The sequence below is a fragment of the Microcoleus sp. C2D2 genome (genome assembly GCF_036702495.1).
Classification (GTDB): domain Bacteria; phylum Cyanobacteriota; class Cyanobacteriia; order Cyanobacteriales; family Microcoleaceae; genus Microcoleus.
The window spans coordinates 22956-49225 of the sequence record NZ_JAUBTO010000051.1; the positions used below are offsets into that span (position 1 = coordinate 22956).

General features: G+C 44.4%; 22 protein-coding genes and 2 pseudogenes. 11 read left to right on the top strand and 13 right to left on the bottom strand.

The window, feature by feature from the left end; translation table 11 throughout:
• Positions 1-424 precede the first annotated feature (424 nt).
• The gene (locus QUB61_RS17620) at positions 425-1756 is read left to right on the top strand and encodes an MFS transporter (protein WP_333124136.1); all 1332 of its coding nucleotides are present in this window, start codon (positions 425-427) and stop codon (positions 1754-1756) included.
• Positions 1757-1820: 64 nt separating this feature from the next.
• Here the strand turns inward: QUB61_RS17620 and QUB61_RS17625 are convergent, their stop codons facing one another.
• Entirely contained in the window at positions 1821-2402 is a 582-nt protein-coding gene (locus tag QUB61_RS17625; RefSeq protein WP_333124137.1) for an NADPH-dependent FMN reductase, read from the bottom strand.
• 152 nt (positions 2403-2554) lie between these two features.
• Here QUB61_RS17625 and QUB61_RS17630 point away from each other — a divergent pair, with 152 nt between their 5' ends.
• Positions 2555-3778, top strand: coding sequence for an NAD/NADP octopine/nopaline dehydrogenase family protein (locus tag QUB61_RS17630; protein ID WP_333124139.1), 1224 nt, complete (start codon positions 2555-2557; stop codon positions 3776-3778).
• A gap of 567 nt (positions 3779-4345) precedes the next feature.
• Positions 4346-5527: a NarL family transcriptional regulator gene (locus tag QUB61_RS17635; protein ID WP_333124142.1), complete on the top strand. Its 1182-nt coding sequence runs from the start codon at positions 4346-4348 to the stop codon at positions 5525-5527.
• Positions 5528-5645: 118 nt separating this feature from the next.
• On the opposite strand, the pseudogene QUB61_RS17640 reads toward QUB61_RS17635, so the two are convergent.
• The 3 genes and pseudogenes from QUB61_RS17640 to QUB61_RS17650 all read right to left on the bottom strand — a co-directional run bounded on the left by QUB61_RS17640 (position 5646) and on the right by QUB61_RS17650 (position 9076).
• A pseudogene (locus QUB61_RS17640) lies at positions 5646-6763 on the bottom strand (transposase).
• Positions 6764-7121: 358 nt separating this feature from the next.
• Positions 7122-8381 carry a rod shape-determining protein RodA gene (gene rodA / locus QUB61_RS17645; protein ID WP_333124146.1) on the bottom strand — a complete coding sequence of 420 codons (1260 nt, stop codon included), beginning with the start codon at positions 8379-8381 and terminating at the stop codon, positions 7122-7124.
• A gap of 347 nt (positions 8382-8728) precedes the next feature.
• On the bottom strand, positions 8729-9076 hold the full coding sequence (locus QUB61_RS17650; RefSeq protein ID WP_333124149.1) for a VOC family protein: 348 nt from the start codon (positions 9074-9076) through the stop codon (positions 8729-8731).
• Positions 9077-9999: 923 nt separating this feature from the next.
• Between QUB61_RS17650 and QUB61_RS17655 the strand changes: the two genes are divergently transcribed.
• From QUB61_RS17655 to QUB61_RS17665, 3 genes are all read left to right on the top strand, one after another.
• Positions 10000-10617: a hypothetical protein gene (locus QUB61_RS17655; protein WP_333124152.1), complete on the top strand. Its 618-nt coding sequence runs from the start codon at positions 10000-10002 to the stop codon at positions 10615-10617.
• Positions 10618-10651: 34 nt separating this feature from the next.
• Complete coding sequence (locus QUB61_RS17660; RefSeq protein ID WP_333124153.1) at positions 10652-10873, top strand: hypothetical protein; 222 nt, start codon at positions 10652-10654, stop codon at positions 10871-10873.
• 69 nt (positions 10874-10942) lie between these two features.
• Positions 10943-11548, top strand: coding sequence for a hypothetical protein (locus QUB61_RS17665; RefSeq protein WP_333124155.1), 606 nt, complete (start codon positions 10943-10945; stop codon positions 11546-11548).
• On the opposite strand, the gene QUB61_RS17670 is transcribed toward QUB61_RS17665, so the two are convergent.
• The 6 genes and pseudogenes from QUB61_RS17670 to QUB61_RS17695 all read right to left on the bottom strand — a co-directional run bounded on the left by QUB61_RS17670 (position 11531) and on the right by QUB61_RS17695 (position 18061).
• Positions 11531-11881, bottom strand: coding sequence for an AMP-binding protein (locus QUB61_RS17670; protein ID WP_333124158.1), 351 nt, complete (start codon positions 11879-11881; stop codon positions 11531-11533). The two genes, QUB61_RS17665 and QUB61_RS17670, sit on opposite strands and share 18 nt — an antisense overlap.
• On the bottom strand, positions 11821-12117 hold the full coding sequence (locus QUB61_RS17675; protein WP_333124198.1) for an AMP-binding protein: 297 nt from the start codon (positions 12115-12117) through the stop codon (positions 11821-11823). Before QUB61_RS17675 ends, QUB61_RS17670 begins: the two co-directional genes overlap by 61 nt.
• Before the next feature lie 60 nt (positions 12118-12177).
• A pseudogene (locus QUB61_RS17680) lies at positions 12178-13314 on the bottom strand (condensation domain-containing protein); the annotation flags it as partial.
• Between the two features lie 257 nt (positions 13315-13571).
• Entirely contained in the window at positions 13572-14537 is a 966-nt protein-coding gene (locus QUB61_RS17685; protein ID WP_333124160.1) for a hypothetical protein, read from the bottom strand.
• A gap of 253 nt (positions 14538-14790) precedes the next feature.
• On the bottom strand, positions 14791-15780 hold the full coding sequence (locus QUB61_RS17690) for a serine protease (protein WP_333124163.1): 990 nt from the start codon (positions 15778-15780) through the stop codon (positions 14791-14793).
• Positions 15781-16714: 934 nt separating this feature from the next.
• Positions 16715-18061 (bottom strand): sigma-70 family RNA polymerase sigma factor, encoded by a 1347-nt coding sequence (locus QUB61_RS17695; RefSeq protein WP_333124166.1) that lies wholly within the window; start codon positions 18059-18061, stop codon positions 16715-16717.
• Between the two features lie 890 nt (positions 18062-18951).
• Here QUB61_RS17695 and QUB61_RS17700 point away from each other — a divergent pair.
• Positions 18952-20151, top strand: coding sequence for a response regulator (locus QUB61_RS17700; protein ID WP_333124169.1), 1200 nt, complete (start codon positions 18952-18954; stop codon positions 20149-20151).
• Positions 20152-20417: 266 nt separating this feature from the next.
• On the opposite strand, the gene QUB61_RS17705 is transcribed toward QUB61_RS17700, so the two are convergent.
• Positions 20418-20642, bottom strand: a complete 225-nt coding sequence (locus tag QUB61_RS17705) for a hypothetical protein (RefSeq protein ID WP_333124172.1) — start codon at positions 20640-20642, stop codon at positions 20418-20420.
• 21 nt (positions 20643-20663) lie between these two features.
• Positions 20664-20879 (bottom strand): response regulator, encoded by a 216-nt coding sequence (locus QUB61_RS17710; protein ID WP_333124175.1) that lies wholly within the window; start codon positions 20877-20879, stop codon positions 20664-20666.
• A gap of 366 nt (positions 20880-21245) precedes the next feature.
• Between QUB61_RS17710 and QUB61_RS17715 the strand changes: the two genes are divergently transcribed.
• On the top strand, positions 21246-21881 hold the full coding sequence (locus QUB61_RS17715) for a polysaccharide deacetylase family protein (protein WP_333124177.1): 636 nt from the start codon (positions 21246-21248) through the stop codon (positions 21879-21881).
• A gap of 495 nt (positions 21882-22376) precedes the next feature.
• Here the strand turns inward: QUB61_RS17715 and QUB61_RS17720 are convergent, their stop codons facing one another.
• Positions 22377-22658, bottom strand: a complete 282-nt coding sequence (locus tag QUB61_RS17720; RefSeq protein WP_333124180.1) for a hypothetical protein — start codon at positions 22656-22658, stop codon at positions 22377-22379.
• 219 nt (positions 22659-22877) lie between these two features.
• Here QUB61_RS17720 and QUB61_RS17725 point away from each other — a divergent pair, with 219 nt between their 5' ends.
• The 3 genes from QUB61_RS17725 to QUB61_RS17735 all read left to right on the top strand — a co-directional run bounded on the left by QUB61_RS17725 (position 22878) and on the right by QUB61_RS17735 (position 26121).
• Complete coding sequence (locus QUB61_RS17725) at positions 22878-24041, top strand: GuaB3 family IMP dehydrogenase-related protein (RefSeq protein ID WP_333124183.1); 1164 nt, start codon at positions 22878-22880, stop codon at positions 24039-24041.
• Between the two features lie 499 nt (positions 24042-24540).
• The gene (trxA, locus tag QUB61_RS17730) at positions 24541-24864 is read left to right on the top strand and encodes a thioredoxin (RefSeq protein ID WP_333124186.1); all 324 of its coding nucleotides are present in this window, start codon (positions 24541-24543) and stop codon (positions 24862-24864) included.
• 189 nt (positions 24865-25053) lie between these two features.
• Positions 25054-26121: an LOG family protein gene (locus QUB61_RS17735; protein WP_333124189.1), complete on the top strand. Its 1068-nt coding sequence runs from the start codon at positions 25054-25056 to the stop codon at positions 26119-26121.
• Positions 26122-26270 lie beyond the last annotated feature (149 nt).

Consider the following 26270-nt stretch of genomic DNA (forward strand, 5'->3'; position numbering starts at 1 on the left):
ATCATTACTCCTCAGTTGTCTTCTTTTGAATATCTTTTCCACTCTGAAAAGCTTCCCCAAAACCTTACAAATCCTGACAAGGCAGACAATAATTAGCTTTAGCGTTTTCTTCCTGTTTCACACGAGCAGTAATCCCAAACAACTGTCCTGAGACAACTAGCTTAGGCGGATTTCCTTGGAGATACTGCAAGCATGCTATACAGCGATCCTAAATCATTTGTGAATTTCTTACTCCCGGACCTTAGTAAGGGGAGGGCTGGGGTGGGGTAAAAAATTTACGACTTTTGCAAGCATACTATAGTTTTTTATTTTTATCAGTTATGTTACCAGACATGTTGTGCTTTTTTTACCCTCTGGATAGACTCACAATTCTAGTTATCCTCTAAAATGTTAACTATTTGCTAACCTTGGAGGCTCGACATAGGTGCTAGAGTTCTATCGTTCCTTTAACGAAATTAGAGTGTTTTTCTTGGTTTGGATCGGTCAATTTGTCTCCCTGATTGGCTCTCGCCTAACGACGTTTGGTCTCAACCTCTGGCTCTATCAAGAAACAGGATCGGTCACCGGCTTTGGGTTACTCGTTCTGTGTAGCAGCGTGCCCGGCCTACTACTCTCTCCAGTGACGGGGGTCTTCGTTGACCGTTGGAGCCGACGTTGGACGATGATCCTTGCAGACTCCTGTGTAGGGCTATGTACCCTGACTGTTGCTTGGCTATTTGCTACGGATCATCTTTCAATCTGGACTCTTTATGGCCTTACTGCCCTCAGTTCCTGCTTTGAGGCATTTCAATCTACGGCTTATCTGTCTGCGACAACCTTGCTTGTTCCAAAAGACCAGTTGATCCGCGCCAGCGGTCTGACAAGATTGGGAGGCGCTGTCACTAAAATCATTGCGCCTTTTGTGGCCGGGATCCTTCTGGAAGCGATCCAGCTTGAAGGCATTATTCTGATTGACTTTGCCACTTTACTTGTTGCGCTTGTGCCCCTTTTTCTCCTGCGATTCCCTGAAGTTCGCGATGATGGAGAACTCACTCAACCTCAACCCTTTTTCGAGGCAGTGGGCTATGGTTGGCAGTACTTAATCACGAGACCTGGACTTTTAGGACTGATGATTTTCTTAGCTGCCAGCAACGTTGCGATCGGAGCCTTTAGTGTATTATCAACTCCTCTGATTTTGACGCTGACATCGCCAACGGGATTGGGAACTGCGCTCTCTATCAGTAGTTGTGGTCTAGTGGTTGGAAGCTTGTTGATGGGGATTTGGAAATCCCAAGGACAGCACATCAAAACCCTATTTAGATGTATGGTAGCTGCTGGGCTGTTTATCCTAGTGTCAGGATTACGCCCCTCCATCTATCTATTTACCACCGCTAATTTTTTCTTGTGTATGATGTTTCCCATTATCACAGGCTTGGTACAAGTAATTTTCCAGAAAAAAGTTGCACCTGATGTCCAAGGTCGCGTATTTAGTCTACAGGAGCCACTTGCTACTGCTGGTATAACCGTGGGGTATGCCATAGCTGGTCCTTTGGATGAGCTTGTGTTTGAACCCTTGATGACCTCAGATGGGTTGTTTGCAAACACCATTGTTCAGACGATTGGGCTCGGTTCAGGTCGTGGCATGGCTCTTTTAGATATAGTCATGGGGGGGTTGCTTGTCATAGCAACCCTCTGTGTTTATCAGTACCCTCGTCTGCGGCAACTAGAGGATGAGCTCCCTGATGAAACAAAGCTCACCGTAGAGCTGCCTGCCTGATCGCAGAGACCTCAAGCTGACGGGGTTGTCACCCCGTCAGAACCTCAACCACTGGAGCCAATCCCTAACGAGCTGTCTCCATCTGTCGTTTGTTGACCAAAGCCTCGGTATACCAAAGCAGTGAATTGATAAAACCATCGAGTTGTGCATTGAGCTTTACATCGCGCACCTGTCCCTGCTCATCAAACATCTCGCGGACTTGAGCAATGGGGAATGGCTCGGGGATCGGTAAGCCCCCCAAAGCCAGACTGAGGAGGCGTAATTGAGCGAGACAATTGATCCCACCAAATTGGCCTGCGGATACTGTACAGATGCCAACAGGTTTGTGTTTCCATGCCTGAGCCGGTATGTAATCCAGAGCATTTTTGAGAATACCGGGATAGCTGCCTTTATATTCCGGTGCCACAATCAACACCCCATCAGCCTGACTGAGCCGATCGCAAAACTGTTGCAGATTGGAGGGAGGTTTTTCCATGTGAGGATCGTATCGCTCTTCCATGATCGGAAGTTGATAGGTCTCTAGGTCAATGAGCTCTGTTTTGAGTCGATCGCGATCTTGCATGCGTGCAAGAATCCACTCGGCTACCTTGAGGCTCTGCCGCCCCTTTCTATAGGTACCGAGCAGGATAGGAATATAAGGTTTCATTAGTTGATCTCCAGTTTGTGTTATGGAAGTGATTGAGCCTGAATAGACTTACTCCCCATGGGTGTTCGTCTCCGATTGATAATAATTCAAAAACGGTAACGCCTTCTGGTTGTATTCTGGTGAAACATATTCCATCTATCAAGGGAAGATCTATGCCAATTATGGTGGAGCCGATTCGAGTTCTGGTTTGTGGTGCTGGTAGTGCTGCCCATGCTCTAGCGGGAATTATTTCGATGCATCCGGGTGTGGAAGTTCGGGTTTTCATCGACAAGGCTGACAAAGTTTGTAGATGGCGAGAGGAGATGAACAGTCACGGATTGACGGTCACTGTTTGGAAGGAAAACAACGATCGGGTTAACTTCGTCGCCAATCCGTTTCTGGTCACTGATAACCCAGAAGAGGCAGCCCGCCAGTGTGACCTCATTATCTTGGCTCTTCCGGCTTTTCTACATTGGCAGTACCTGAACTTACTGGCCCGGTACATTGAAGAAAGAGCCATTATCGTCGGTCTCCCTGGCCACAGTGGATTTGAATTTGATGTGAGGAATGCATTAGGGCCAAAGGTCAATACCTGTGTTGTGATGAATTTTGAATCCCTACCCTGGGTCTGCAGCTTAGTTGAATTGGGTAAGGCTGTGAATATCTTGGGCACCAAGAAACAACTGACTGGTGCGCTAGAGGGTGATCTTACTCAGGTGAGGATCCCAGATCCAGTTGGGTGTCTGCAAAGCCTTGTGGGAGATATGCCAAAACTATTTGTCTCAGGACACTTACTTGGGATAACGCTTATGTCACTGAACTGTTGCCATCCTATAATGATGTATGGGCGCTGGAAAGATTGGAATGGCAGTCTCCTTGAAGAACCGCCCCTATTTTATCATGAGATTGATAAATATACATCAGAACTGATTGAGAAGATCAGTGATGAAATTCTGAAGATTAGCTACTCGATCGTAACAGAATTTCCCAATGTCGATCTTTCTCAGGTGATTTCTTTCTATGAGTGGTTTATCATCCATTACGGAAATTACATTAAAGATCAAACGAACTTAATGACAATCTTTAGAACCCACTCTAGATATGAAGGCATTACTCATCCAATGCTCCCAACGATAGATGGCAAGTATATGCCAAACTTCAATCAGCGTTTTATCACAGAAGATGTGCCGTTTAATCTGGTTGTTATTCGTGGCATCGCCGAGATCGCTGGCGTCCAAACCCCTTACATCGATACAGTCCTATCGTGGTGCCAGAATAAACTGGAGAAAGAGTATTTAGTGGGCTCTAGATTGGTGGGGAAAGACCTGGCGACTACCCGGTGTCCCCAGAGATACGGCTGTAAAACTCTGGCTGATATTCTAACGAACACTCTCTAGTAAATACGAAAATAGAGATTCTCTCCTAGCTGTTTCATTACTCAAACAGATCGGAGGCAATAGCTCGTCGATATTTTGAGGTAGTTCGGGAAATTTCTCCAATTGTCTTGTTGTTTGCCCAAGAGATATTAGACCTCTTGCAACAGTCGTCGCTGGGGTACTATAAGGTCAAGAAGCCGTCGCTCCAAAAGTATATCCTACAGGTTTGGTAATTGGCTATGTCTGGAAATACGCTGGCTCTGGTGTTTAGCTGGGGTCTATCTCTATGCAAGCAAAAATACCGTAATGCGATCGCGTTGCGACTAATGACATACTCTTTACAGTCGTAGGTAGGGTCAAACTGGGATTAGTTTCAAATACATTTGTATGGAATTAGTAGCGGAATTAATAAAAACAAATGGCAATAAGCTTCAGTGCTATTAACGAGGTCTAAAGGCTATGAAGCTGAGCAAGTTTATTTTTGAGTTGATGTCGTCGCCCCTCCGACTTTTCCGACTATTTTTTTGTTAAGAATTAGGCAACAATCTGTTATTATAATGGACGGGAATCCAAGATAAATGGCACAAGATGGCAACCAATTTACCATTAAAAACTGGTGCAAGTATAATTTCCCACAGAAAACTCCCTGTGGTTAACAGCTACAAGGAATGGGATACTCTCCAAGAAGTAATTGTCGGTCGCGTTGAAGGCTCTGCAATACCACAATTTGAAGCGAATGTTAAGATGGATGCCCCACCCAGATACTGGAATTTTTTTCAACAGTATGGGGGTCAACCTTTCCCTGAAGACCTAGTTGAGACAGCATCAAAGGAACTCAATGAGTTCTGCAAGATTTTAGAAGCCGAAGGTGTAACCGTGCGGCGACCCGATATAATTGACTTTTCTAACTCGTATAAAACTCCAGATTTTGAAGCTTCTGGGTTGTATGCTGCCATGCCTCGCGATGTCCTGATTGTTATCGGCAATGAAATTATCGAGGCTCCAATGGCGTGGCGATCGCGTTTCTTTGAATATCGTGCATATCGTTCCTTAATGAAAGAGTACCTCAAAGGAGGAGCCAAGTGGACAACAGCTCCGAAACCTTTAATGTCAGATGAACTCTACGATTTTGAATTCGCTGCCAAATCGCCAGAAGAGCAAGAAGCATTAGTTAAAATTGGGCAGTATGTGACAACAGAGTTTGAACCCTGCTTTGATGCTGCTGATATTGTGCGCTGTGGGCGCGACCTATTTGTGCAGCGCAGTCACGTCACTAACGAAATCGGGATTACTTGGCTCAAGCAGCACCTGGGCGACCAGTTTAGGGTTCATACAGTCAAGTTCAAGGATTTCAACCCAATGCACATTGATGCCAGCCTTGTACCCCTAAAGCCTGGATTAGCGCTAGTTAACCCGGAAAGACCGTGTTATCAGAGCGAAATCTTCAAGAAAGCTGGCTGGGAACTCGTCGAAGCAGCGCAACCCACCACGCCAGACTCTTGGGAACTTCCCATTGCTAGCAAGTGGATCAGTATGAATCTTCTGTGCTTGGATACAGAACGGATTGTTGTGGAAAAGCAGGAAGAACCGATGCAGAAACTCCTGAAAGATTTGGGCTTTAAAGTAATTCCTGTTGATTTCCGACACTTTTACACCTTTGGAGGTTCATTCCACTGTGCAACCTGTGATGTTCGACGAGATGGAAAACTTGAAGACTACGGATTTTCTGAGCCTTGTGACGAGAACTCACTGAACAGACATCTCCAATAACTGCCAAACCTTTTCCCCGCTTGGTTTCTTGTCCGAAGCTCGCTTCGAGCTTCGGACAAGAAACTAACAGTTAAATAAGGGTTTGAAGACTATAGCGATTCTAATTGAGTTGTGAACACTAACCATACATATAAAGTTTGGGAAATCCAAATATTTGACGATTCATAAAAAACATAAATAACCTCTTTACTATGGCAAAAGATTTACAGGGATAGGCAAATTTCCTTAAGAGATTCTTTCTTATAACCAAATATCTTCTACTGGATTTTGTTCGGGGCTTAGGAGATACAATTTATTTGCAATTCTTCGGGATATTTTCCTTTATTTACTAATTCTAAATATTATCTTAATTGTTGTGATTTATGATAGGTCGCTCCCTCCAAAATGATTATCAGTCTTGAGTTTTGGCGTTGTTTAATCAAAGATTTTAAAAAGCTAATTGTATTTGCTGAATCTCCTTTTTCATAGGGTTGTACTAAAAATTATTTATTTCCATAGTCTAAGGCTCCATAATAGATTTGCCTCTGTTTTTGATTGGTCATTTCTACTTCTACTCCGAGCGCTTTTTCCCCAAACATACCCACATACATCTCCCCACAACAAATGACATTCATCTAACATGAACACACATAACTTACCTTGTTTTATATCTGACTGCCAGGTTTCTAAATACTCGTTAATTTCTTTTTTTTGAGATTCTACCAATTTGGGGTCTCCTTTAGGATTCTTCTTTTGGGACTTTTTTCAACTAATTTGAGCTGATTCAAATAAAGAATATAGCGGTTCTCAAAAAAGTGAGGTATGCCCTATGCCCACGGAGGCCTATGCCCATGAGTACCTCATATGAGAGCTCGAAAGGCTATAGTAACTCTGTTGTGATTGATAAATGACTCCCTATTTGGATTCTATATAGATAGCTAATTCTGCCAAATCCCACATTTCTCTCTGACTTAGCCAGAGAATTATTTAGGCTTTTTCTGATTTACTTAAATAGCCATGCTTCCCTTTTTACAGAATTTTTAGCCCTTTCACTCCCCAAATTGAAAATTTATTATTCCATTTACTAATAAATCCCAACGAAACGTTTAACAGTTTAATAATTTGACGATAAGATATCCCTGATAAACTCCATTTAACTACCAATGCTCGTTTAATTTCTCGATGATATGAAGTTGATTGAATAAAATCATCTAACTCTAGCTCTTGCTTTTTGCGATCGAGTACCTGGCTATCCATTTTGGCACTTCTCTGTTTATTATGCTTTTTATATTTGATCGCATGGGTGTTCACAAATCAATTAGGATTGCTATAGATTATTAAATGAAGGAGAAATGGTTATTAAATGGGATAGAAAAATCCCAAATAAAGGCAATGCTATTTTATCCGATTTAGCTGCGTAGCAGCTTATACGTTTATTTATTGTTTAGCAAGAGAGTCGGTGATTTTTTGAGCAATGAAATTTTTAATCTGGTGACTGACGCTCTTCATGAGAGAAAACGCGAGAACCCTTTTTCGGCACACTATATATAGTGTGCCTGCGTAAGTCCTGATGATGGTTAATTCACCGGACACGATCTTACTAATTGCCAATTCCCTAATTCCAACGCTTCTTGCGCTGTCGCTGGTTCGCCACCGACTCCACCAGTCCCAGCGCGAGAAAATTACTCAGCAGCGACGCATTCCCGTAACTGAGGAAAGGCAGCGGAATGCCCGTAACCGGAGCCAAGCCAATGTTCATCCCAATATTTACGAACACCTGAAAAATCAACATTGACAGTACGCCGATCGCCAGCAAAGAACCAAAATTATCGTTAGCAGTTTGAGCGATCATCACCAACCGGAAACAAATTATCCAGAACACCACCAGCACGCAAATGCAGCCAATAAAGCCCAATTCTTCGCCAATAGCTGAAAAGATAAAGTCCGTATGCTGTTCGGGAATAAAGTTAAGCTGAGTTTGCGTTCCGCGAAACAAACCCCTACCTTTGAGTTCCCCCGCCCCAATAGCAATCCGAGATTGAATCAAGTGATATCCGCTGCCTAAAGGGTCTTTCTCCGGGTTTAAAAACCCTGTCAGACGCATTTTTTGATAATCCTGCAGCACATTCCAAAAAAGATGTCCGACGTGTCCAGAAACAACGTTCACCAGCACAGCACCGAAAGTCCCCAACCATGGCCAAGGCAGGGTTCGCCAAGCGATAATACCCGCAAGAACTACCCAGGCTACCCAAATCGGTGTAGACAGGTTGTTGAGGAGAACTGAGAATAGAGGAGAGAATAGCAATATCAGCCAGCCGGGATTGACATTTCCCCAGTAAAACATCCCCATTGTGATTGCGCCGAACACCAAGGAAGTACCTAAATTTGGTTCGGCAAATATCAATCCCCAGGGTACAGCCATAATCGCCAGCATCCTCAACATATTACCCACCGTGGGGACAGTCTTGTCGTGCAGGAGAGCTGCTAAAGTGACAATCATCCCTACTTTGGCAAATTCTGACGGTTGCAGGTAGAAGCCGCCGACGTTGATCCACCGTTGGGCGCCGAGCCCTGTAGTACCGATAAAACGCACTGCGATCAGCGACAAATTGATTAATATGTAAATCGGCCATTTCCACTGAATCAGTATTTGGTAGCGACAGCGGGAAATGATGATGGCGAGGAACAAGCCGACTCCGCCAGTTACCCAGTGCCGCCACCAGTCGATCAGCCCCTGGTTGATTTCGACGCTGCGGATCATGATTCCCCCGAAGATGGTGAGGCCGATGCAAGTGGCAAACAGCCAAGGGTCTGATTCTTCCCAGGGTTTGAAGATGGATTTCCAGCGATTTCTGACTTGTATTCTCTGCAACATGAGGATTTTAGATTTTAGATTTTAGATTTTAGATTATCGAGCCGATTTTCGGAAGTTGTGGATATAGTTGGGATTCAGAGCCTGCACCGTACTGTAGAAGCATCGGTGTCAGTATGTCACTTTATTCGGCGAGTTGTACCGAGGTTCCGGGCCGTCAGCAACGGGCCGCATCGTGCGCGGACACACCAATCTCGTAGAGTGCGCGCGGGGCACCGAGTACCAATCGACCTGTAGGGTGCACAGTGCGCACATTACCCGAATTTGGAACCACAAATCAAGGTTCGAGGTGATAGCGGACCGATCGCGATCGCACAATAGCCCATCGCGATCGGCAAGTTCTAGAATACTCAGGCTGGTTCGTAAAGGTATTCAAAACCGTTACCGTCGGGGTCTCTGCCGTAAAAAGATGCTGTACCGTCGCGGTGTTCGTGAATGTGGGTGACGGAAACACCATCGGCTTTGAGTTGTTGGTAAGCCGATTCCATTTCGGCGCGATCGTCAAATACAAACCCAAAATGCGGCCCTGCTTGGTCGTAACTCGGACTCAACAGCGCCAGCCCGTCCTCTCCTGCTTTCAAATAAGCCCAGTCTGCATCTTTCCAGACTAACTCCATGCCCAAGTTTAGATAGAACTCAGCAGATTTCTCTATGTCTTGCACACAGACGGCTACGTGTCCCAATCGTTTTAGTTTCATATCTACCAAATTTATGGTTGTGCTTTAGTTTATTGTATCTATTTTCTCATTTATTGCTCGATTAATTAGGTATTTTTTTGGTTTTGGGTGTCGTGCATAACTGTACTTTTTCTACTTGTTTGCTGGCGTCCATTTCGCTAAAAACTTGAACGGCGCGGTCAAAATTTCCTTGGGTTTTCTCGATGTTACCAAGTTTTTGCTCTGTCAGTGCTAATTGATAGCAAGCTTCGGCTTGGTCTAATGAGAGCGCCGATCGAGTATTTGGATTGCTTCTGCATGGTGCTGCATGGCGAGGGTCAATCGATTTTAGATTTTAGATTTTAGATTTTAGATTTTAGATTGACCCCACGGATAAATGCGGGGGCTTGAGGATTTTCGATTTGCGATTTTGGATTGATTCCACGGATAAATCACGTGGCGGGTACCACCTTTGAAATTCGCTTGTCAAATTCTCCCCGTTCTCGGTACAGGCTTTGACGGCACTTCTGCAGCAACAATTTGTCCCGACTGCGTTTCTACTTTGGAATAGCTGCGCCCAAATCGCTCTACAACCTATCTTCAGGAGAAATCCATCATCTCTATTAACTATGTTGAACAGGATTTACGCAAGTACGCTGGATCGGTTCTAGTACCATCTGTCGAGAGTTAAAAAGGCAGGGACTAACAAAAAAAAGACGCTAGGTAGCAGTCAAGCGGTGACGCCGTGCGGGTGCCAAAATTAATCAAAAAAGCCCTTGCGTCGAGGGAAAAAGAAGCCTGCGGTCTAACGGTACTCCGTTGAGTCAGGTTTGTTCGCAGGAAGCGCTAAAATCTTCTCAAGCTTGCTTGACCCGAAGAGGTTTCCCAAAAAAAGACTACTCCTTCAAACGTTGGGGATGTCAGGCAAGCGCTACCATTACACCTAGAAAAGGGAGAAAAATCAAATGGCTTACAGTGATTTTACTTTAGAAAAAGTGCAAAAGAATTTTGATTTGACTATTTCAGAAGATTTGGATATTTTTGCCAATGTTCCTGAGTTAGAACCTAGTAATTTACTCACTGAATTTTTAGCAGACTATGCACAACTGGCATTAAAAATTAATACAGAAAAAGCGCGGTCGGAAATGATTATTGCGCCGATTTTGCTGGATTTCAGAAAACAGGTTTCCTCGAAAATTAGTTTATTTTCTGGAGTCGATTTTAATGTGGATTATGAACGGGGATTAAACGGAACCTGCGACTATATAATCAGTAATTCTACAGAACAGTTATTTGTTAAATCTCCGGTCATTATTTTGGTAGAGGCTAAAAAGGAAAATATTGTAGGAGGGTTAGGTCAGTGTACTTCAGAAATGTTAGCTGCTCAAGTTTTTAACGAACGGGAGGGCAATAAAATACCAGTAATTTTAGGAGCAGTTACTTCAGGAAATATTTGGAGGTTTTTACAATTAGAAGAAAAGCACCTGAGAGTTGACGCGACAGAGTATTATCTGAAAGATGTCAATAAAATCTTAGGAATTTTGGCAAACGGAGTACACTCTTTGTCGTCACCTATAATATAATTGTGCCATCTATGCAGTTTCACTCGATTTAACCGTGCCGCCCATACCGACAGTCACAGTCAAGTCAGGATACAAGCAGCAATCTATTGATACCAGCATTGAGGCGGATGTGCTGATGTTTCAGCTATTGCGACAGTTAACGCCCCAACAAAAAGTACAGCGGACTTGCGCTTTCAATCGAGCGATCCGAAAGCTGGCAATATTCGGAATGGAGAGCCAGTATCCCAATCTTACCAAGGCAAAAGTTCGGCAATAATTTATTAAAAGGTGCTTGGGTGCTGAGTGGATAGAAGTTTTATCAAATAGCAAAGATTGGGAGAAGCTCGTGATTGCAGATCCGATTGAGTTAGCGCAAAAAATAGCCAGTATCTTGCTACCGCTGAATATTCCCTATGTGGTAGGAGGTTCCGTGGCAAGTTCGCTGTTGGGAGAAAACAGATCTACGCAAGATTTGGACTTAGTAATTGACCTGGAGGCGCGAATAGCACCTCAGCTAATTGATGTCATGTCAGCCGAGTTTTACATCAGCGAGTCGGCTGTGACTGAAGCGATTGCCAAGTCAAGAACAGCACCCCGCGAATCATCGTTCAATGTTATCTATTTGCCTTCTCTGGAGAAAGCGCACATTTTTGTGATGGGCAGCGATGACCCTTTTTCCGCTTCGGTGATGAGCCGCCGTCAGCTTCACCCTGTTAGCGGCTTAACAGAAGAGGGAATCTACATTTATTCGCCGGAAGATATCGTCCTACAAAAACTCAGTTGGTACAAACTAACTCCCCGCCGTTCTCAAAAACAGTGGAGGGATGTGTTGGGGGTTTTGAAGGTGCAAGGGGAAGGACTCGATCGAGCTTACTTGAACCAGTGGGCTCTTACTCTCAAACTAACAGATTTGCTCGAGGAGGCGCTGCTTCAATCAGGGCAGGAAGAGTAGTGTTGGCCCATAGTGATTTAAAATAAGGCAGTCTGGCGCGTATTCCCACACTTTCTCGACTAACTCCCAGCTCAGCGCTTCCCCACCCAAGATTAACCGCTTGCGAGGCAAACTTGATGCCGTTTGGGCGAGGAATCCTTTCAGGTGAAAGGGAACGATTTTCAGGCAGTCGATCGCCTGCTGGCGAAAATATTCTTCTAAGGCTTTAGGATCGGTTGCCCTGTCTTGGGAGATGATATGCAGGCACCCACCCCCACATAATGCGGGAAAAATTACCGTGTTGCCCAAGTCGGCGGCGAAGGTAGAAACGGTGGCAAAACTCGCATTTGGCACGTTGAGTATTTGCTGGATGCTGTGGAGGAACGCTGCACACAGATGCCAACGAGCACCTCCGGTTTGACACTCAATTTTTGCAGATAGTGCGCCAGTTGATTGGCTTTGGCGTTCAACTCGCGGTAGGTGAGTGGCTGATCTTCAAACACCACCGCCACGGCATCGGGCGATCGCTCAACCTGGGCTTCACATAGCTGGTGGACGCACTTATCAAATTTTGTGTTGTTCCATTCCACCAACAACTGATGTCTTTCGGTAGCAGTTAGCAGGGGCAACTCTGACAGTCTTTGATGGGAGTTGGCAACAATCCCCTCTAGCAGAGTTTGAAAATGCCCCGCCATGCGAGCGATCGTTGACCCATCAAACAAGTCGGTATTGTATTGCCAGCATACCTGGATAACTTCTCCCATTTCCATCACCATCAGATCCAGGTCAAAGCTTGCTCCCCGTTGATGACCGATTGGCTATGGCTCCATCTTAAAGCCTAGCTCTTTTTCTGGCTCACACCAACGTTGCTTTTGCCAAGTGAAGTTGATTTGGAACAGAGGAGAGCGACTGGGCTCTCGTTGAGGCTGAAAGTTTTCAACTAACAGTGGAAAAGGATAATCCTGATATCTCTGGGCTTCTTTAACTTTGCTACTTACCTGAGCCAACAAATCTTTGAATGTCAGGTTTTCCGAAAGGGAAGCCCGCAAAACGACGGAGTTTACGAAGTAACCCACAACTCCTTTAAACTCTCGACCCTGCCTCCCCAGCATCGGGGTTCCTACAAGGATATCTGCTTGATTTGTATAGCGGTAAAGCAAGGCAAAATAAGCTACCAGCATCAGCTTATAAAGAGTTGTACCTGTAGCTCTAGCTACCTCTGGCAGTCCCTGAATTAATTGTTCATTTAGCCGAAAAATATGCGTTTCTCCCCGAAAGCTCTGCACCGGCGGTCGGGGTCTGTCTGTTGGCAAGTTTAGCATTGGTAACTCACCCGATAATTTTTTTTGCCAGTATTCCCAAAGCTTTTCTCCCTTTGGATCCGATAGCATTTCTGACTGCCAATGTACAAACTTGGTATAGGGCGGATTTGTAGGAAGCGAATATTCTATCTGCTGAAGGCTAACTTTTTCTGTTTCGGCAGCATACCAGAGTCGCAATTCATTAAAGAGCAAATCACTAGACCACAAATCAGCGCAAATGTGATGCGCTATCAGCAATAAAATGTGTTTTTGTGCTGACCTAGTAAACAGATTTAACCGCACAGGAGCTTTCTCCCGATTAAATAGACGCTCGGTTTCTAATATAATTTGTCCTTTTAAATAGTCTTCACTCCTATTTTCAGCATTTATGATGTGTATAGAACATTTTAGCTGTTCGTGAATAATTTGAAAGGCTTTTCCTTTTTTGTTCGTATAAGAAGTTCGGAGAATCGGATGGCGATTCACAATCTTTTGCCACGCACGATGCAAAGCTTTAATATCTATTGTTGAGCGAATTAGCCCTGTATTAAAAGCTCGGAAGCGCTTTCTTACATTTTAGATAAATTCATAAGACTTTAGTTTTTTAGGATGTTTTTACATCGGACTCGTAGCCCATTTCTCGCACGAATTTTTTAGACACAACTCGGACAAAATGTTTTAGCTCAAAGTCGGCAATGCAGGGACGCTCTCTAAGACATCCCCAAATGCCCGTTGCGCTAAAATCATTCACTATCTCCTGAAGAATACAATTTTTTGATATTCGATTCAGGCACATCTACTGATAAATCATCTTCCTGATTGTTAATTTCTCTGGCAGCCTCTCGTTCTCGGATTGTTTTGACTTCTGCCAATCTCGCAGATGCCGGAAGGTCGGCTTTTTCTTCATCGTAGAGACTAAACCAGGGTAATCCATACCCGGTATAAGTCTGAGCGCTAATTGGTGTTGGAGGAGGTTCAAGACCAGTTATCTCTAGGTACTTTTCGCTGTTGACAATATAGACAAAAATAGAGCCGTTGTTTTCTAGATCCCAAGTTTCTATTCCATACTCGTCAGCATAGATTTTCTGTTGCATCTTCCCTCCTGCCCCAAGTCCCATTTCATATTCATCTGAGAAGGACATCGACACCATTTCCAGTAATATGTCTGACTCAGGTGGTGGCTGGTCGGGAAATTTACCAGGTTTGGGTTCATAGACTAAAATTTGGATTCCCCCAAATTCCTCCACCCCAGTTACTTGAGCCTCAATTGTATCTCCTAACCCCAGAGGGACGGCAACAAATTGACGGATAAAACCTTCCCCAACATTGATACCATCTAGCCAAGGTTGGTCTGGACAAACAATATAATCCTGTGGGTCATCATGCAGTTCTTCATTCCATACATCACCAGAGATGGCATTGACTTTGCCAACCCCTATTTTAACTGCGTTTGGCTTCCAGTCTGCCCCGTTAAAGCAAAGCCATAGTGCTTCTCGCTGATACATGGGAATGAAGAAGCTATTTGGCTTCTTCCAATTATCTGGGACACGATCTAGATAGTCAGAAACACGGTGAACTGGAAGTCCTCCCAATCCAGGCGGGAGTGGGTATATTTGATCGTCATCAGGAATTCTTAATGTCCTTTGAAACTCAACTGAAAATCTTTCGCCAATAGCTATTCTATAATCTTCGACAGTAATGTTTAACATAGTAACCCCTAGCAAAACTTATTCTCTTATTTTAACAAAAAATATCTCAAAAAATAGTGTAATTGAATAGAAGTGTGTAATTTTAAAATTATTTTTTAAAATCTTAATGTTGGCTTCTACCCTGCGACTTCTCTCCTACATTATGCGCCTTTGTGTAAATACTAAAACCTAGTACCTGTAGGTAAAATTTTTATATTTTTACAGGTACTAGATTAGCTATTAATTGCCAGGCTTGTGTGTTAGTTTTGGCAAATTAACGAATTCTGTCAAGGCGATCTTTGATCACCGATGCTGGGACTGCATAGTTAGTTTTTCTATAACTTCCTGCGAAGTGAAGTGCCAGAGCTTTTCCTGTTTCTAGATCGAGTACAACAGAACCAGAATTACCCCCAAGTGTAGAACAATCATGTGTTATCACATTATTATATACACCTGTAATCTTGCCTGGCTGTAATCTCTTTACATCATATACACCTCCAAAAATTCGCTCCATAACCTGATAATCATTTCGAAGACCATCTCTTCCTGGATAGCCGATTACCGCTACATCTCTATTTGGCTCGATTGGCTCGGAGAACAAGGAGATTGGAGTAGCTAGTGAATCACCAGAAGATACCCGTAAGAAAGCAATGTCGGGACTTTGTGAACCGTCTTTCAGTGGAGCAGAATCCTCAATATAAAGGATGTCCTTCACTTTGAAGTGAGGAGCATCCACATCTACCTCGTGTTCTACTGTAAAGTCAATAGCTGCTCGTATTGTCTTGCGAAGAGGATTGGAGAGAAAAACATATTTATTGTTTTGCTTTGCAGCAAACTCACGCGCTACATGGCGGTTTGTCACTAAAATATCAGAAGCAACAAGCCAAGCGCTTCCCCCCCAGTCATGTGTAGGATGGTTGCCAAGTTCAACTCGACCAACTGCCTTGATCGCAGCTTCGATAAGAGGTTTTGATTTGTTCAACCTTTCTTGCCAAATATCGCTTTCAGGTGCGATGAAAGAGTTATTTTGAACGAATAATACAGGTCTGCCAGTGACCAAAACTATTGCTTCGGCAATTTCTAAAGTATCATCCTTTTTATTCGCAGAAATAGGAGTCGGTAAGGAAGAAATATCTAAAGATGAAATTCGATCGTGCAGTTCTTTGTTTATTTCTTCGTCATTAAAAATATCCTCAATGTCATCAGATACATCTACATTGTGGTCAAGTAGATTTTCGATAGCTTGTTGCAGTGACAAATCCATGTTTTTCTCCTTCTATCTAGATGATTTTTATGTGTACTAGGATGAAAATTTGATTTTAAATAGACTACAAGAATGGGTTGAAGCCTATTTTCAAGATGGCTTTTATTTAAGCCCCGTTAGAAGCACACTATTTGTTCATCCCATGACTGCTTTGCGCTGAACCAACCTGTAGGGCTTCACCGATAGTTCCTTGAAGCTTATCCATTATAAACATCTCCTTTTCAACTTTTGTTCTGTCTCTATTTATTAGACGCTTTTAGCAATCACTTTCTGAATTTTTCAAGAATCGTTGGAACAGCTCAACAAATCTTACTGGGACTTAGACAATTTTGTGGCTAAAATAAGGCTGTATTTCTCTATGGCAAAGTGATTTAGTTCAACACAGGTAAATGAGGCTCAAACCCAGTCAAAGTAAGAAAAAGCATAAATTGACCTCAAAGTACTTTAATGAATAGGTTTGAGCCTATTTTAAGGATAGCTTTCGTCTAAGTCACTTTACGATATTCTGCCACCCTAGTTACCTCTTGCTACGTCAAATGGTGTTTCAGTTTCTCAAGCTCTATAGCGGTTCGATCGCGTGGTGAGGTATGCCCTATGCCCTATGCCCTATGCCCTATGCCCTATGCACGTCGGAACATGTTACTGAGAAAGGCTATATATTTATTAAATATTTATGCTTTGAGGAATATTTGAAGGCAACAAATATCTGTAAGAAACCAGCCTTTTGCTATCTTCTGTTCGAATTTTTGCTTCGATGTCATTTAGGTTTACCTTGAATTTGTTGAGAGCTTTTTCCACTTTTTCCTTTTTAAAAGATGAGTCAGAGTAATACCCTAGTTTTGTATAGTAGACTGAGCCAAGCAAATAAAGTACTCGTATTTGCAGTTTAGCTGGCTCTAACGACCGCTACACGTACTGACTTAATTCCTCTTTCCTAATAGATGGCAAAATTCCACACCGATCGCGCAAGCCTTCCCATAATAAGGCATCGCCAAAAGTTACCCTTGGATAAGGCTAATTTAAGGAAGTTTGACTCAACATAAACTTTCACCTCATCATCATCCCCAACAGAGTCGTGGACATTGGATTGAAAATAGGGAAAACAATAAGGAGGAGAGCGGGACGATCGCACCAATTCTCCCACCACTTTCCCCACCTGATAATGTTGCCACCTCCACAGCACCGACACATAGGAACTCCCCCAACTTCCTGTTTCTTCATCTAATTGTGCTAATTGTGCCAACGCCAAAATCGGTGCAAGCTCCCTTTCACCCAGTGTCACTTCAACGCACCGACAACCATCCCTCCTTACTTCTAACTTCCCATCAGCAGTCGCCGCAACAGAATCCGACTCAGAATGCTGCTCAGATTGCGCTACAAAAGGCAATTCCTCACCCCCAACACTCCCCACTTCCGCGATGATCGCAACAGATAAAGTCACCGGCTCCCCTGCACCGGCTTCAACTTCCGCATTCCCCTCAGATATTTCCTCAATTGTCGGCTCTGTTCCCGCCGATGTCGCAGCTAATCCCGTTTTTGTCTTCTCCTCTTTCTCTAACTGTTCCGATAATGTCACAGTCTCAGGCAGAATCGGTTCAACTCGATCGGCCATCTTCTGGGTCTTCTGGGGCTTGGCTGGTTTTGCTGCGACATTGGCTGTATCCGGTTCAGTCCCCTCCTCTCCGATAAAATATCCCCGCAACTCAACAGCCAGAATTGCTCGCGCCTGGGAGATGCGCTTGCAGACATTCTGGTAGGTAATATTTTGCCGATCGGCTATCTCTTGATGAGACAGTTCTTCATAAAAATGCAGGATAAAAGTCTCGCGCAGTCTGGTCGGTAAATCATCAATAGCAGCGCGAATCACCCTCTTTTTCTCGTCACAATCCAAGGCGCTTGCTGGTGTCTCCTCAACAGAAACCAGTCCTACCTCGTCTTGCTCGCCGTAAACTTCTATATCCTCAACTTGGTTCGCACCTCGGCGGCGTGTTAGATCGATCCAGAAATTACGAGTCAGCGTCGTTAGCCAACATTTGAAATTATCAATTTTTCCCGCGTACTTTTGCGCCTTTTCCCAGGCTTTGACCATCGCCTGACTCAGCAGGTCTTCCGCTTCGGTTGAGTTGCCGTTCATCCACTTGAGACAGCAACGAAACAGGTAGTCTCGGTGCTGTTGGAAGATTTGCCAGAAGGCATTAATTTCCCCGGCGGCAAGGCGTTGTAAGAGTTGGTGTTCTTGTGTTGGGGTTAGGATGTGGTTAGTAGTAGCTGGCACCATCATAATTTCACTTAGCCAATTAATTGAAAGGCAATATTCAAGGTTTATGGTTGTCGGGGTGATTCATGAATCACCCCGACTCAGCAAAATTAAGCAAAAGGAACGGAAAACAGATCGCCCCCTCGGTATAGAATCCGTAAACAATCTAATTTTGCCAGCACTATTAACTGCTTCATAAATGAAACAATGTATCCTTCAAAATGCTATTAATTTCCACAGAAAGTTAGCTGCAATTTTTGCAGTTTGTATGCTTTGCAGCGACGAACTCAGCTTGGAAAATTAGAGCGAGTTCAGCTCATTGAGCAAACCGATTGATTGGCTGGTTAAGATAGTTCTGTCAAACAAGTCCTTACTAGGTAAGACCACTGCTACCCGCAGCGTTTAAATTCAGATAATAGACCAACTGAATGATGCTACTATCTATCTTGAGATGGATCTGAGCAACACCTTGACCGATCCGGTACTGTTTTCTGTTTTGTTTACTGTTTTCTGTTTTTTGGTAGATGTTTTTTGGTGGATTCTATTCAATAGTATGTTTGACCGATCGGCATAAAGCAAGTCGGAAAAGTCGGATCGTAAAGTCGGATAAGTCGGATCTCTAATAAATTTTTGCAAACTCACAATGTATAATATACACAAAACCTTTACAGTGACAAACTTACAGCTAAAATGGCGATCGGTCTGCTGCCATCCACCACCAATTCACCAAGCAGTAACTACCGACGCCGTGGTCAGACCCGACTAAAGCAGGTTGTATGCTATACTTTATATAGTAAAATATTTTTTGTATAGCAACCGCCAAGGCGGTATCGCCTACAATCAACACTACGGTGCATAACTCAAAATTAGGGTGCAAAGCTGGAAAAACCTTACCCGATGAGATTGATTGGTATATGAGTTTTGAAGAAGCCCTAGAATTTATCGCATCAGCCTTAGAATCCAAGAGCAGTAAAACGTTAACTTTGCTTGAAAAAGAAATCTTAAAAGCTGCTTGGAAAAACGCAACTTATAGTGCTCTGGCTGAGAGCTTGTACCTCAGTTTAGGACATATCAAAGATTTAGCTGCCATCCTGTGGCAGCGCCTTTCAGACGTAATGGGGGAAAAAGTTACTAAAAATAACTTCCGCTCTCTGCTAGAGAAGCAAAGCACCACAACTGATCTCGCCCAGGTCAAAGTCGAAGGCGAACCTATGGTGATGGCTTCGGTAGGAGAAAGTGACATCAATGAATTAGGAACTCCCAAAGGCAACATTTTAATTGTTGATGACATCCTAGAAAATCTGCGTTTTCTAGCACAAATTCTCACTAAGGAGGGGTATAAAGTTCGCTGCGTCACCAATGGTACGATGGCCTTGAGGAGTGTTCGCAATCATCTCCCCGATGCTGTGTTGCTAGATATTAAAATGCCAGACATGGACGGCTATCAAGTCTGCGAAGCCCTCAAATCCGATGAAAAAACATCAGAAATTCCGATTATTTTCTTAAGCGCACTTGACCAAGTATTTGAGAAAGTTAAAGCTTTTAAGGTAGGGGGAGTTGACTACATTTCTAAACCTTTTGAGGCGGAAGAAGTGCTAGTGCGCCTCGAAACTCAGGTCACTATCCAGCGCCAAAAACGCCAGCTTAAAGAAGCAATCGAGCGAAACCAGCAAGCCGCAGAAATTGCCTACCAATCTCGCGCCCTGCTGGCAAATTTGCTAAACTCATCTCTGGATGGAATAGCCGCAGTGCAGGCGGTGAGGGGAGATATCGGTGGAGAAATTGAAGATTTTCGCTGCTTGGTAGTTAACCCTGTATTTGCCAGAATATTAGGGAAAAAACGAACAGAACTCGCGGGCGAACCCTTGCTGAAAAAACTGCTTAATCAATTGAGTCCAGGATTGTTTGATTTATTAGTAGAAGTTGTTGAGACTGGAGAATCGCTTGAAAGAGAGGTTCATCTAGAAAGTGATTACCTTGGCAAATGCTATTATTTCACTGCTGTGAGATTGGGAGACGGTTGCTCAATTACCATCCGCGATATTACAGACTTAAAACAGTCGCCATTAAAGTCAATGATGGAACTGAACCAACCACTTGCCACAATCAAATAGGATAAACCTGAGATATTGCACTATTCTCAATAAGGCTTTCAAGGGCGGGATCAGGGGCCCACCGCACAGGAAATAATGTTTATTGTGGAAGAGGCCCGAAAGCCTGTTCTTGAGAATGGTGCAACATCTCAGATAAACAAGACTTACGCAATCCGACGCCTAGAAACCGGGTTTTTTAGCGAATCTACGGGCTGTAACCAAGTATTATGGTAAAAAAACCCGGTTTCTGACCACCCCTGTGTAATTCTAAAAAAAAATATCAATATTCACCAACTTAATGGTTCAGTTAAATCGAGAATTTTCTCAAACTGAAAATTCGTCACCCAATTTCTGAGAGTTTGAAGCTCGAAAGCGTGAGATTCAGGAATGTCCTCAAAGAGTTGAAAAACCAATTCCAAATCCGCGTCAATAGCTGCTTCATATAATTTTACTATCCATTTTTTTGACATCGCTGCTAATACATCCGTTTGATTTAACTGTTCTCCAGTCACATTATAGGAGTCGGACGGTAGCTATCGATCCTGATAAATATAATCGACTCCCAAATGTTTAGCCATGATGTCAAAGATAGCTTCTGTGTGGAACGGTTTTCGCACAAAATCATCACAACCAGCCGATACAATAACTGCCTTTTCTTCTTCCCACACGCTAGCAGTAATAGCAATAACAGCAGTAGCTTGACCTTTAAGGGTGCCTTTAATGCGTTTCGTGGCTTCATACCCATCCATAACGGGCATTCTCATGTGCATGAAGTATGAGTAGGTAAGATTCTCTACGAGTCTAACATTTTTATTCAGCAGAATGTGAAGACTAATTTAGATAGTCTGAATTTTCAGAACTTACGCAAGTATGTTATACGTAGCGTACAACCGTACTGGCGCAGCGTCTAGCTACTGTGCGATCGCCAAAACTAGAAAATCTAGGAACGGACAATAATTAATGATAAAATAGCTTAAGGATTCAGTTTCCCAATTGTGGTAATCTGATAACAATCCACTTTGATTCTCGATCGAGTGCGTGCAGCTATGCGAATAGGTAAAAATTTCCCAAAATTTCTGCTTTTTACCCTAGCGTTATTTTTCGCAGTATCGCTGTTGATTAAAGTTACTAAAGTTCAGAATTATTTCGGCATCAAGCGCGCCGATACCGAAGTGAAAGTTGTTGCACTCACCTACGACGACGGCCCTTCTCCTCCCTCTACAAATCAGCTTTTAGATATCTTAGACCGCTACCAAGTTAAAGCAACTTTTTTTGAAATCGGCCGCAATATTGAGAAACATCCAGAAATAGTGCCGATGATTGTGGCGAGGGGACATGAGTTGGCAAACCATTCCTACTCTCACACAGATATGATGTTTAAACCCCGGGAATTTTTGCTGTCTGAAATTGAAAAAACGGACAAAATTTTGCAGGAATTGGGGGTGAAGCAAGACAGTATCAGTTTTCGGCTGCCTTTTGGTCGGCGATGTGTAGTTTTGTCTTATTTGCTATCCCAAATGCAGAAAAAAATGATAATTTGGGATGTGAATTCCCTAGATTATGAAAACACACTAACGGCGGAAGATATCGCAAATCTGGTGATTGACAATGTGCGATCGGGTTCGATTGTGCTGAGGCACGACGGCGGGGGCGATCGATCTAAAACACTAGCAGCAACGCAGGCGATCGTCAAGACTTTGCAGTCAAAAGGTTACGCATTTAAGACTGTTTCTGAGTTGCTGAAAAAATAGACCAGATCAAAAGAAATTAGCTGGGTGACAAAAATGGGACAAACTAACTCTAATCCAGTCAGACTGTATACCCGATTTATTCTAATCCTAAAAACAATTCAGTATCTCGGCTACTTCGTTGTAGTTTTGTTGGGTTTTTTGATTTTTGCTTTGGCTGGAGGTGTGTTCCAACAGAGTCCTTTAGCAGTTGTAGCACTTCTTTTTTTGTTGTTACAATTAAGCATTGGCTGTGGGATAATTTACGTTGTTACTCAAGCACTGATAGCGATCGTTGACCTTCTAAGTCGTATAGAACAAAATACACGACCTTAATGACCTGATGGGCTTTTGGTGCAAAGAAAAGTGTCACATACTATTTTTTTACCGCCAGGGGACTAAAACGCCAACCCGGATTTGGGATTAAAGATAGTTTGCCACGTAAAAACAGCCAGACATTTCTCGGAGCAAAGCAACTGCCACAAGATTAAACCCAAATCGACTCGCCCTTGGTAATAACTAGAATGAGCCGATAGAAAAATTATATAGGGGCGGTTGCTGGCATGGGCGATCGCCGCCGCGACAATATCCCCAGTTGCCACCACCAAATCGCAGCGGCGCGAATGCGTCCAAACAGCGTGCAATTGCTGCTTCCGTCACAGCAATCAGCCCGGCCCCAATATCTTTGAGCAAAAACAGGGGATTCATGTAAAAAACGCCGCCTGACGGCATTTTACTGGTAGGCCCAATAATTGGCACGGTCGATCGGCTGTAAGCAGCCCCGTCACCGACAACCGGCATCCTCGAAACATCAACATCCGGGCCAGATGCTCTTAAAGCTTTGAGAATTTGACAGTTAATCGCGTCTTCCCCGTGGCCGTTGCTGAGGAAAAGTATCCCCTTCGATTTGATAGAATCCGATCGAGATCGGGCTTTTTAAACTGATTCGCGCGATCGCTACCTGCCGACAGGCTACGATTTTGTTACTCTAATTTAAATACATTGTGGAAGAGAAACAGCGTGAATATTGAAATTGGGCGGGGCAAAAGTGCTCGCCGAGCTTACGGCATAGATGAAATCGCGCTCGTACCAGGACAGCGCACCCTCGATCCGAGTTTGGCAGATACCAAGTGGCAGATTGGCGGGATCGATCGAGAAATCCCGATTATCGCCAGCGCAATGGATGGAGTAGTGGATGTCCGCATGGCGATTTTGCTGTCGGAATTGGGAGCAATGGGGGTGCTCAACCTAGAAGGAATTCAAACCCGCTATGCCGATCCCCAGCCAATATTAGAGCGCATCGCGAGTGTCGGAAACCACGAATTTGTTTCCCTGATGCAGCAACTCTATGCCGAACCGATCAAGCCAGAATTAATCGAGCTCAGAATTAAAGAAATTAAAGCAGGAGGAGGGATTGCCGCCGTCAGCGGTACACCGGCCGCTGCGAGCAAATATGGCCGGGCGGTTGCTGAATCGGGAGCCGATATATTTTTTGTGCAAGCAACAGTAGTCTCGACAGCTTTCCTTTCCGCTGAGTCGATAGTGCCTCTAGACTTAACTCAATTTTGTCAAGAGATGCCGATACCAGTAATTTTGGGCAACTGCGTCACCTACGAAGTCGCCCTGAATTTAATGAAAACTGGCGCTGCAGGCATTCTCGTGGGCATTGGGCCGGGGGCTGCTTGCACGTCTAGAGGCGTATTGGGTGTCGGCGTTCCCCAAGCCACAGCGGTAGCAGACTGCGCCGCCGCGCGGGACGACTACTATCGCGAAACTGGAAAATACGTGTCGGTGATTGCTGACGGCGGTTTAATTACCGGCGGCGATATCTGCAAGTGCATTGCTTGCGGTGCGGATGGAGTGATGATTGGTTCGCCCTTTGCCAGGGCCGCCGAAGCTCCCGGCCGCGGCTTTCACTGGGGAATGGCGACTCCCAGCCCGGTTTTGCCGCGCGGCACTCGCATTCGCGTGGGGACTACGGGTACTGTGGAGCAAATTTTGCGCGGGCCTGCGCTGCTAGATGACGGTACGCACAACTTGCTCGGAGCTCTGAAAACTAGCATGGGCACCTTGGGCGCTAAGGATCTTAAGGAGATGCAGCAAGTGGAAGTGGTCATTGCTCCTTCTCTGCTGACTGAGGGTAAAGTCTATCAAAAAGCTCAGCAGTTGGGCATGGGTAAGTAGATTTACTGACTGAATACCAGGGTATCTTGACAAAATTTGTTCAAGAGTCTCGAAATTTACAGAATGTTGTGGAATTATCGAGAAGGAGATGTCACAATATAAGAAGCGGAGACGAAGGTTTCCGTTCACTCCTCACACCACACTCCGCCCGGACTACTGTTCGGGCGGTTCCTTTTTTGCGCGAAATCTTCGCTCTTGCTTACTAGGTACAGGGCTGAGGCTCTTAGCTCCGGAGAGTGTCCGAGTGTCCGAGTGGGGGAGAGGGCAAGAGGGGGAGAATTTTTCTGCAGAATGCCGAATGCCTTGGGAAACATAAGTGCCGAATGCCTTGGGAAACATAAGTTCCTTCAACCGAATACCCTCTTCCTTCTGGCGTCGGAAGCCGAATGCCTTCTTCCTTCTTCGTTCAGAAACCTTCTGTTAAAATCGTTGACGCAAGTGGTTACACTTTTTGCTAAACTTGTTATCCGAGAAATAGTATTTACAAGGATGGCTAGGGATGTCAGCAGCCGCGCAAGTAACCGACTCTACCTTTAATCAGGAAGTGCTCGATAGCGAAGTTCCAGTTCTAGTGGATTTTTGGGCTCCCTGGTGCGGGCCCTGTCGGATGGTGGCGCCCGTCGTAGACGAAATTGCCCAGCAATATGAAGGGCAGGTGAAGGTAGTAAAAGTTAATACCGACGAGAATCCTAACACAGCAAGCAAATACGGTATCCGCAGCATTCCGACGCTGATGATATTTAAGGGCGGTGCACGGGTGGATATGGTGGTTGGGGCAGTTCCGAAAACTACTCTGGCTAACACTCTGGAAAAGTACATTTAACTGAACTGCGAGCGGTTTCGCGCTGTTCTTTTTGGGCCGCGAAAGCTAACTCGCTTCAGAACCGGGGCAAAGCTACTGGAAAAGTTATTAGTGACCTGCAGGGCTATTTGCTGGTGGCTATTGGCTTCTAAGTTTGGCTTGCCCCTTAATTTTTAGTAGCGACAAATTGTTACCGTTTCGGAAAAATTCATGATTCCTTCAGGGTCTGGTCAAGGTTTTGAGTCCCTCCAAGCTGAATTGATCGATTTGATCCATCGCTTCCCCATGTTGAAGCACTCTGAGTGGATCGAACGATCGCTCTCTACTATAGTGCAAATGGCCGGAGAGGATCTCGATCGCCTAGACTGGAAGATTATTGCCGCCTCGCTCCGAGATATGGAGAGCGCTTTTGAGCTGTTTTATCCTTACCGCCACGTTCGCAAAATTGTGATTTTTGGTTCGGCGAGGGTGTCACCGCAATCGGCGGAATATTTGATGGCGAGAGACTTTGCGCGGGCGATGGCCCAGCAGGGGTTTATGGTGATTACTGGCGGCGGTGGCGGGATTATGCAGGCGGGGAACGAGGGGGCGACTGCTGAACGTTCTTTTGGGCTCAACATTCAGTTGCCTTTCGAGCAGAGTTCTAATCCTTTTATTGCGGGCGATCCCAAATTGCTCAATTTTAAATATTTTTTCACTCGCAAGTTATTTTTTCTCCGGGAGAGCGATGCTTTAGCTCTGTTTCCGGGCGGTTTCGGCACTCTGGACGAGGCTTTTGAGTGTCTGACTTTGACTCAAACTGGCAAGTTCGGGCCTGCTCCTGTGGTATTGATCGATCGACCGGGAGGAGATTATTGGCACGATTGGAATATTTTTGTGCAAAAACAAATGCGGGGCCGGGGTTTTATTTCAGCCGACGATCGCAGCCTGTATACGATTACTGACGATGTAAATGTCGCTTGCGAGGCGATCGGTAGTTTTTATCTGGTTTATCACTCGTGCCGCTACGTGCGCGAAAAATTGGTAATTCGCTTGAAAACAGAGCTTTCTGAGGAGAATGTCGATCGGCTAAATGCTGATTTTAGCGATATTGTTGTCACCGGAAAAATTGAAAAAAGTCAAGCTTTGCCTCCGGAAATAGGAGATGCAACTTTCGAGCTGCCGCGCCTAGTTTTGCATTTTAACCAGCGGGATTTGGGGCGGCTTTATCAGCTAATTGCTGCTATAAATCAAATGGGTGCAGCTTCGCCAGCGGCGGCGCATCCAGCACAAAAGTAGTTATTAGTCATTAGTTATTAGTCATTAGTCATTAGTCATTAGTGATTAGTCATTAGTTATTAGTCATTAGTTATTAGTCATTAGTCATTAGTCATTAGTCATTAGTCATTAGTCATTAGTCATTAGTCATTAGTCATTAGTCATTAGTC

Coding starts and splice junctions, on each gene's coding strand:
- rodA (WP_333124146.1), bottom strand. CDS start 8,381: ATGTTGCAGAGAATACAAGTCAGAAATCGCTGGAAATCCATCTTCAAA.
- QUB61_RS17655 (WP_333124152.1), top strand. CDS start 10,000: ATGGCTTACAGTGATTTTACTTTAGAAAAAGTGCAAAAGAATTTTGAT.
- QUB61_RS17630 (WP_333124139.1), top strand. CDS start 2,555: ATGCCAATTATGGTGGAGCCGATTCGAGTTCTGGTTTGTGGTGCTGGT.
- QUB61_RS17650 (WP_333124149.1), bottom strand. CDS start 9,076: ATGAAACTAAAACGATTGGGACACGTAGCCGTCTGTGTGCAAGACATA.
- QUB61_RS17695 (WP_333124166.1), bottom strand. CDS start 18,061: ATGATGGTGCCAGCTACTACTAACCACATCCTAACCCCAACACAAGAA.
- QUB61_RS17700 (WP_333124169.1), top strand. CDS start 18,952: ATGAGTTTTGAAGAAGCCCTAGAATTTATCGCATCAGCCTTAGAATCC.
- QUB61_RS17735 (WP_333124189.1), top strand. CDS start 25,054: ATGATTCCTTCAGGGTCTGGTCAAGGTTTTGAGTCCCTCCAAGCTGAA.
- QUB61_RS17625 (WP_333124137.1), bottom strand. CDS start 2,402: ATGAAACCTTATATTCCTATCCTGCTCGGTACCTATAGAAAGGGGCGG.
- QUB61_RS17720 (WP_333124180.1), bottom strand. CDS start 22,658: ATGCCGGTTGTCGGTGACGGGGCTGCTTACAGCCGATCGACCGTGCCA.
- QUB61_RS17635 (WP_333124142.1), top strand. CDS start 4,346: ATGGCAACCAATTTACCATTAAAAACTGGTGCAAGTATAATTTCCCAC.
- QUB61_RS17710 (WP_333124175.1), bottom strand. CDS start 20,879: ATGGATGGGTATGAAGCCACGAAACGCATTAAAGGCACCCTTAAAGGT.
- QUB61_RS17685 (WP_333124160.1), bottom strand. CDS start 14,537: ATGTTAAACATTACTGTCGAAGATTATAGAATAGCTATTGGCGAAAGA.
- trxA (WP_333124186.1), top strand. CDS start 24,541: ATGTCAGCAGCCGCGCAAGTAACCGACTCTACCTTTAATCAGGAAGTG.
- QUB61_RS17690 (WP_333124163.1), bottom strand. CDS start 15,780: ATGGATTTGTCACTGCAACAAGCTATCGAAAATCTACTTGACCACAAT.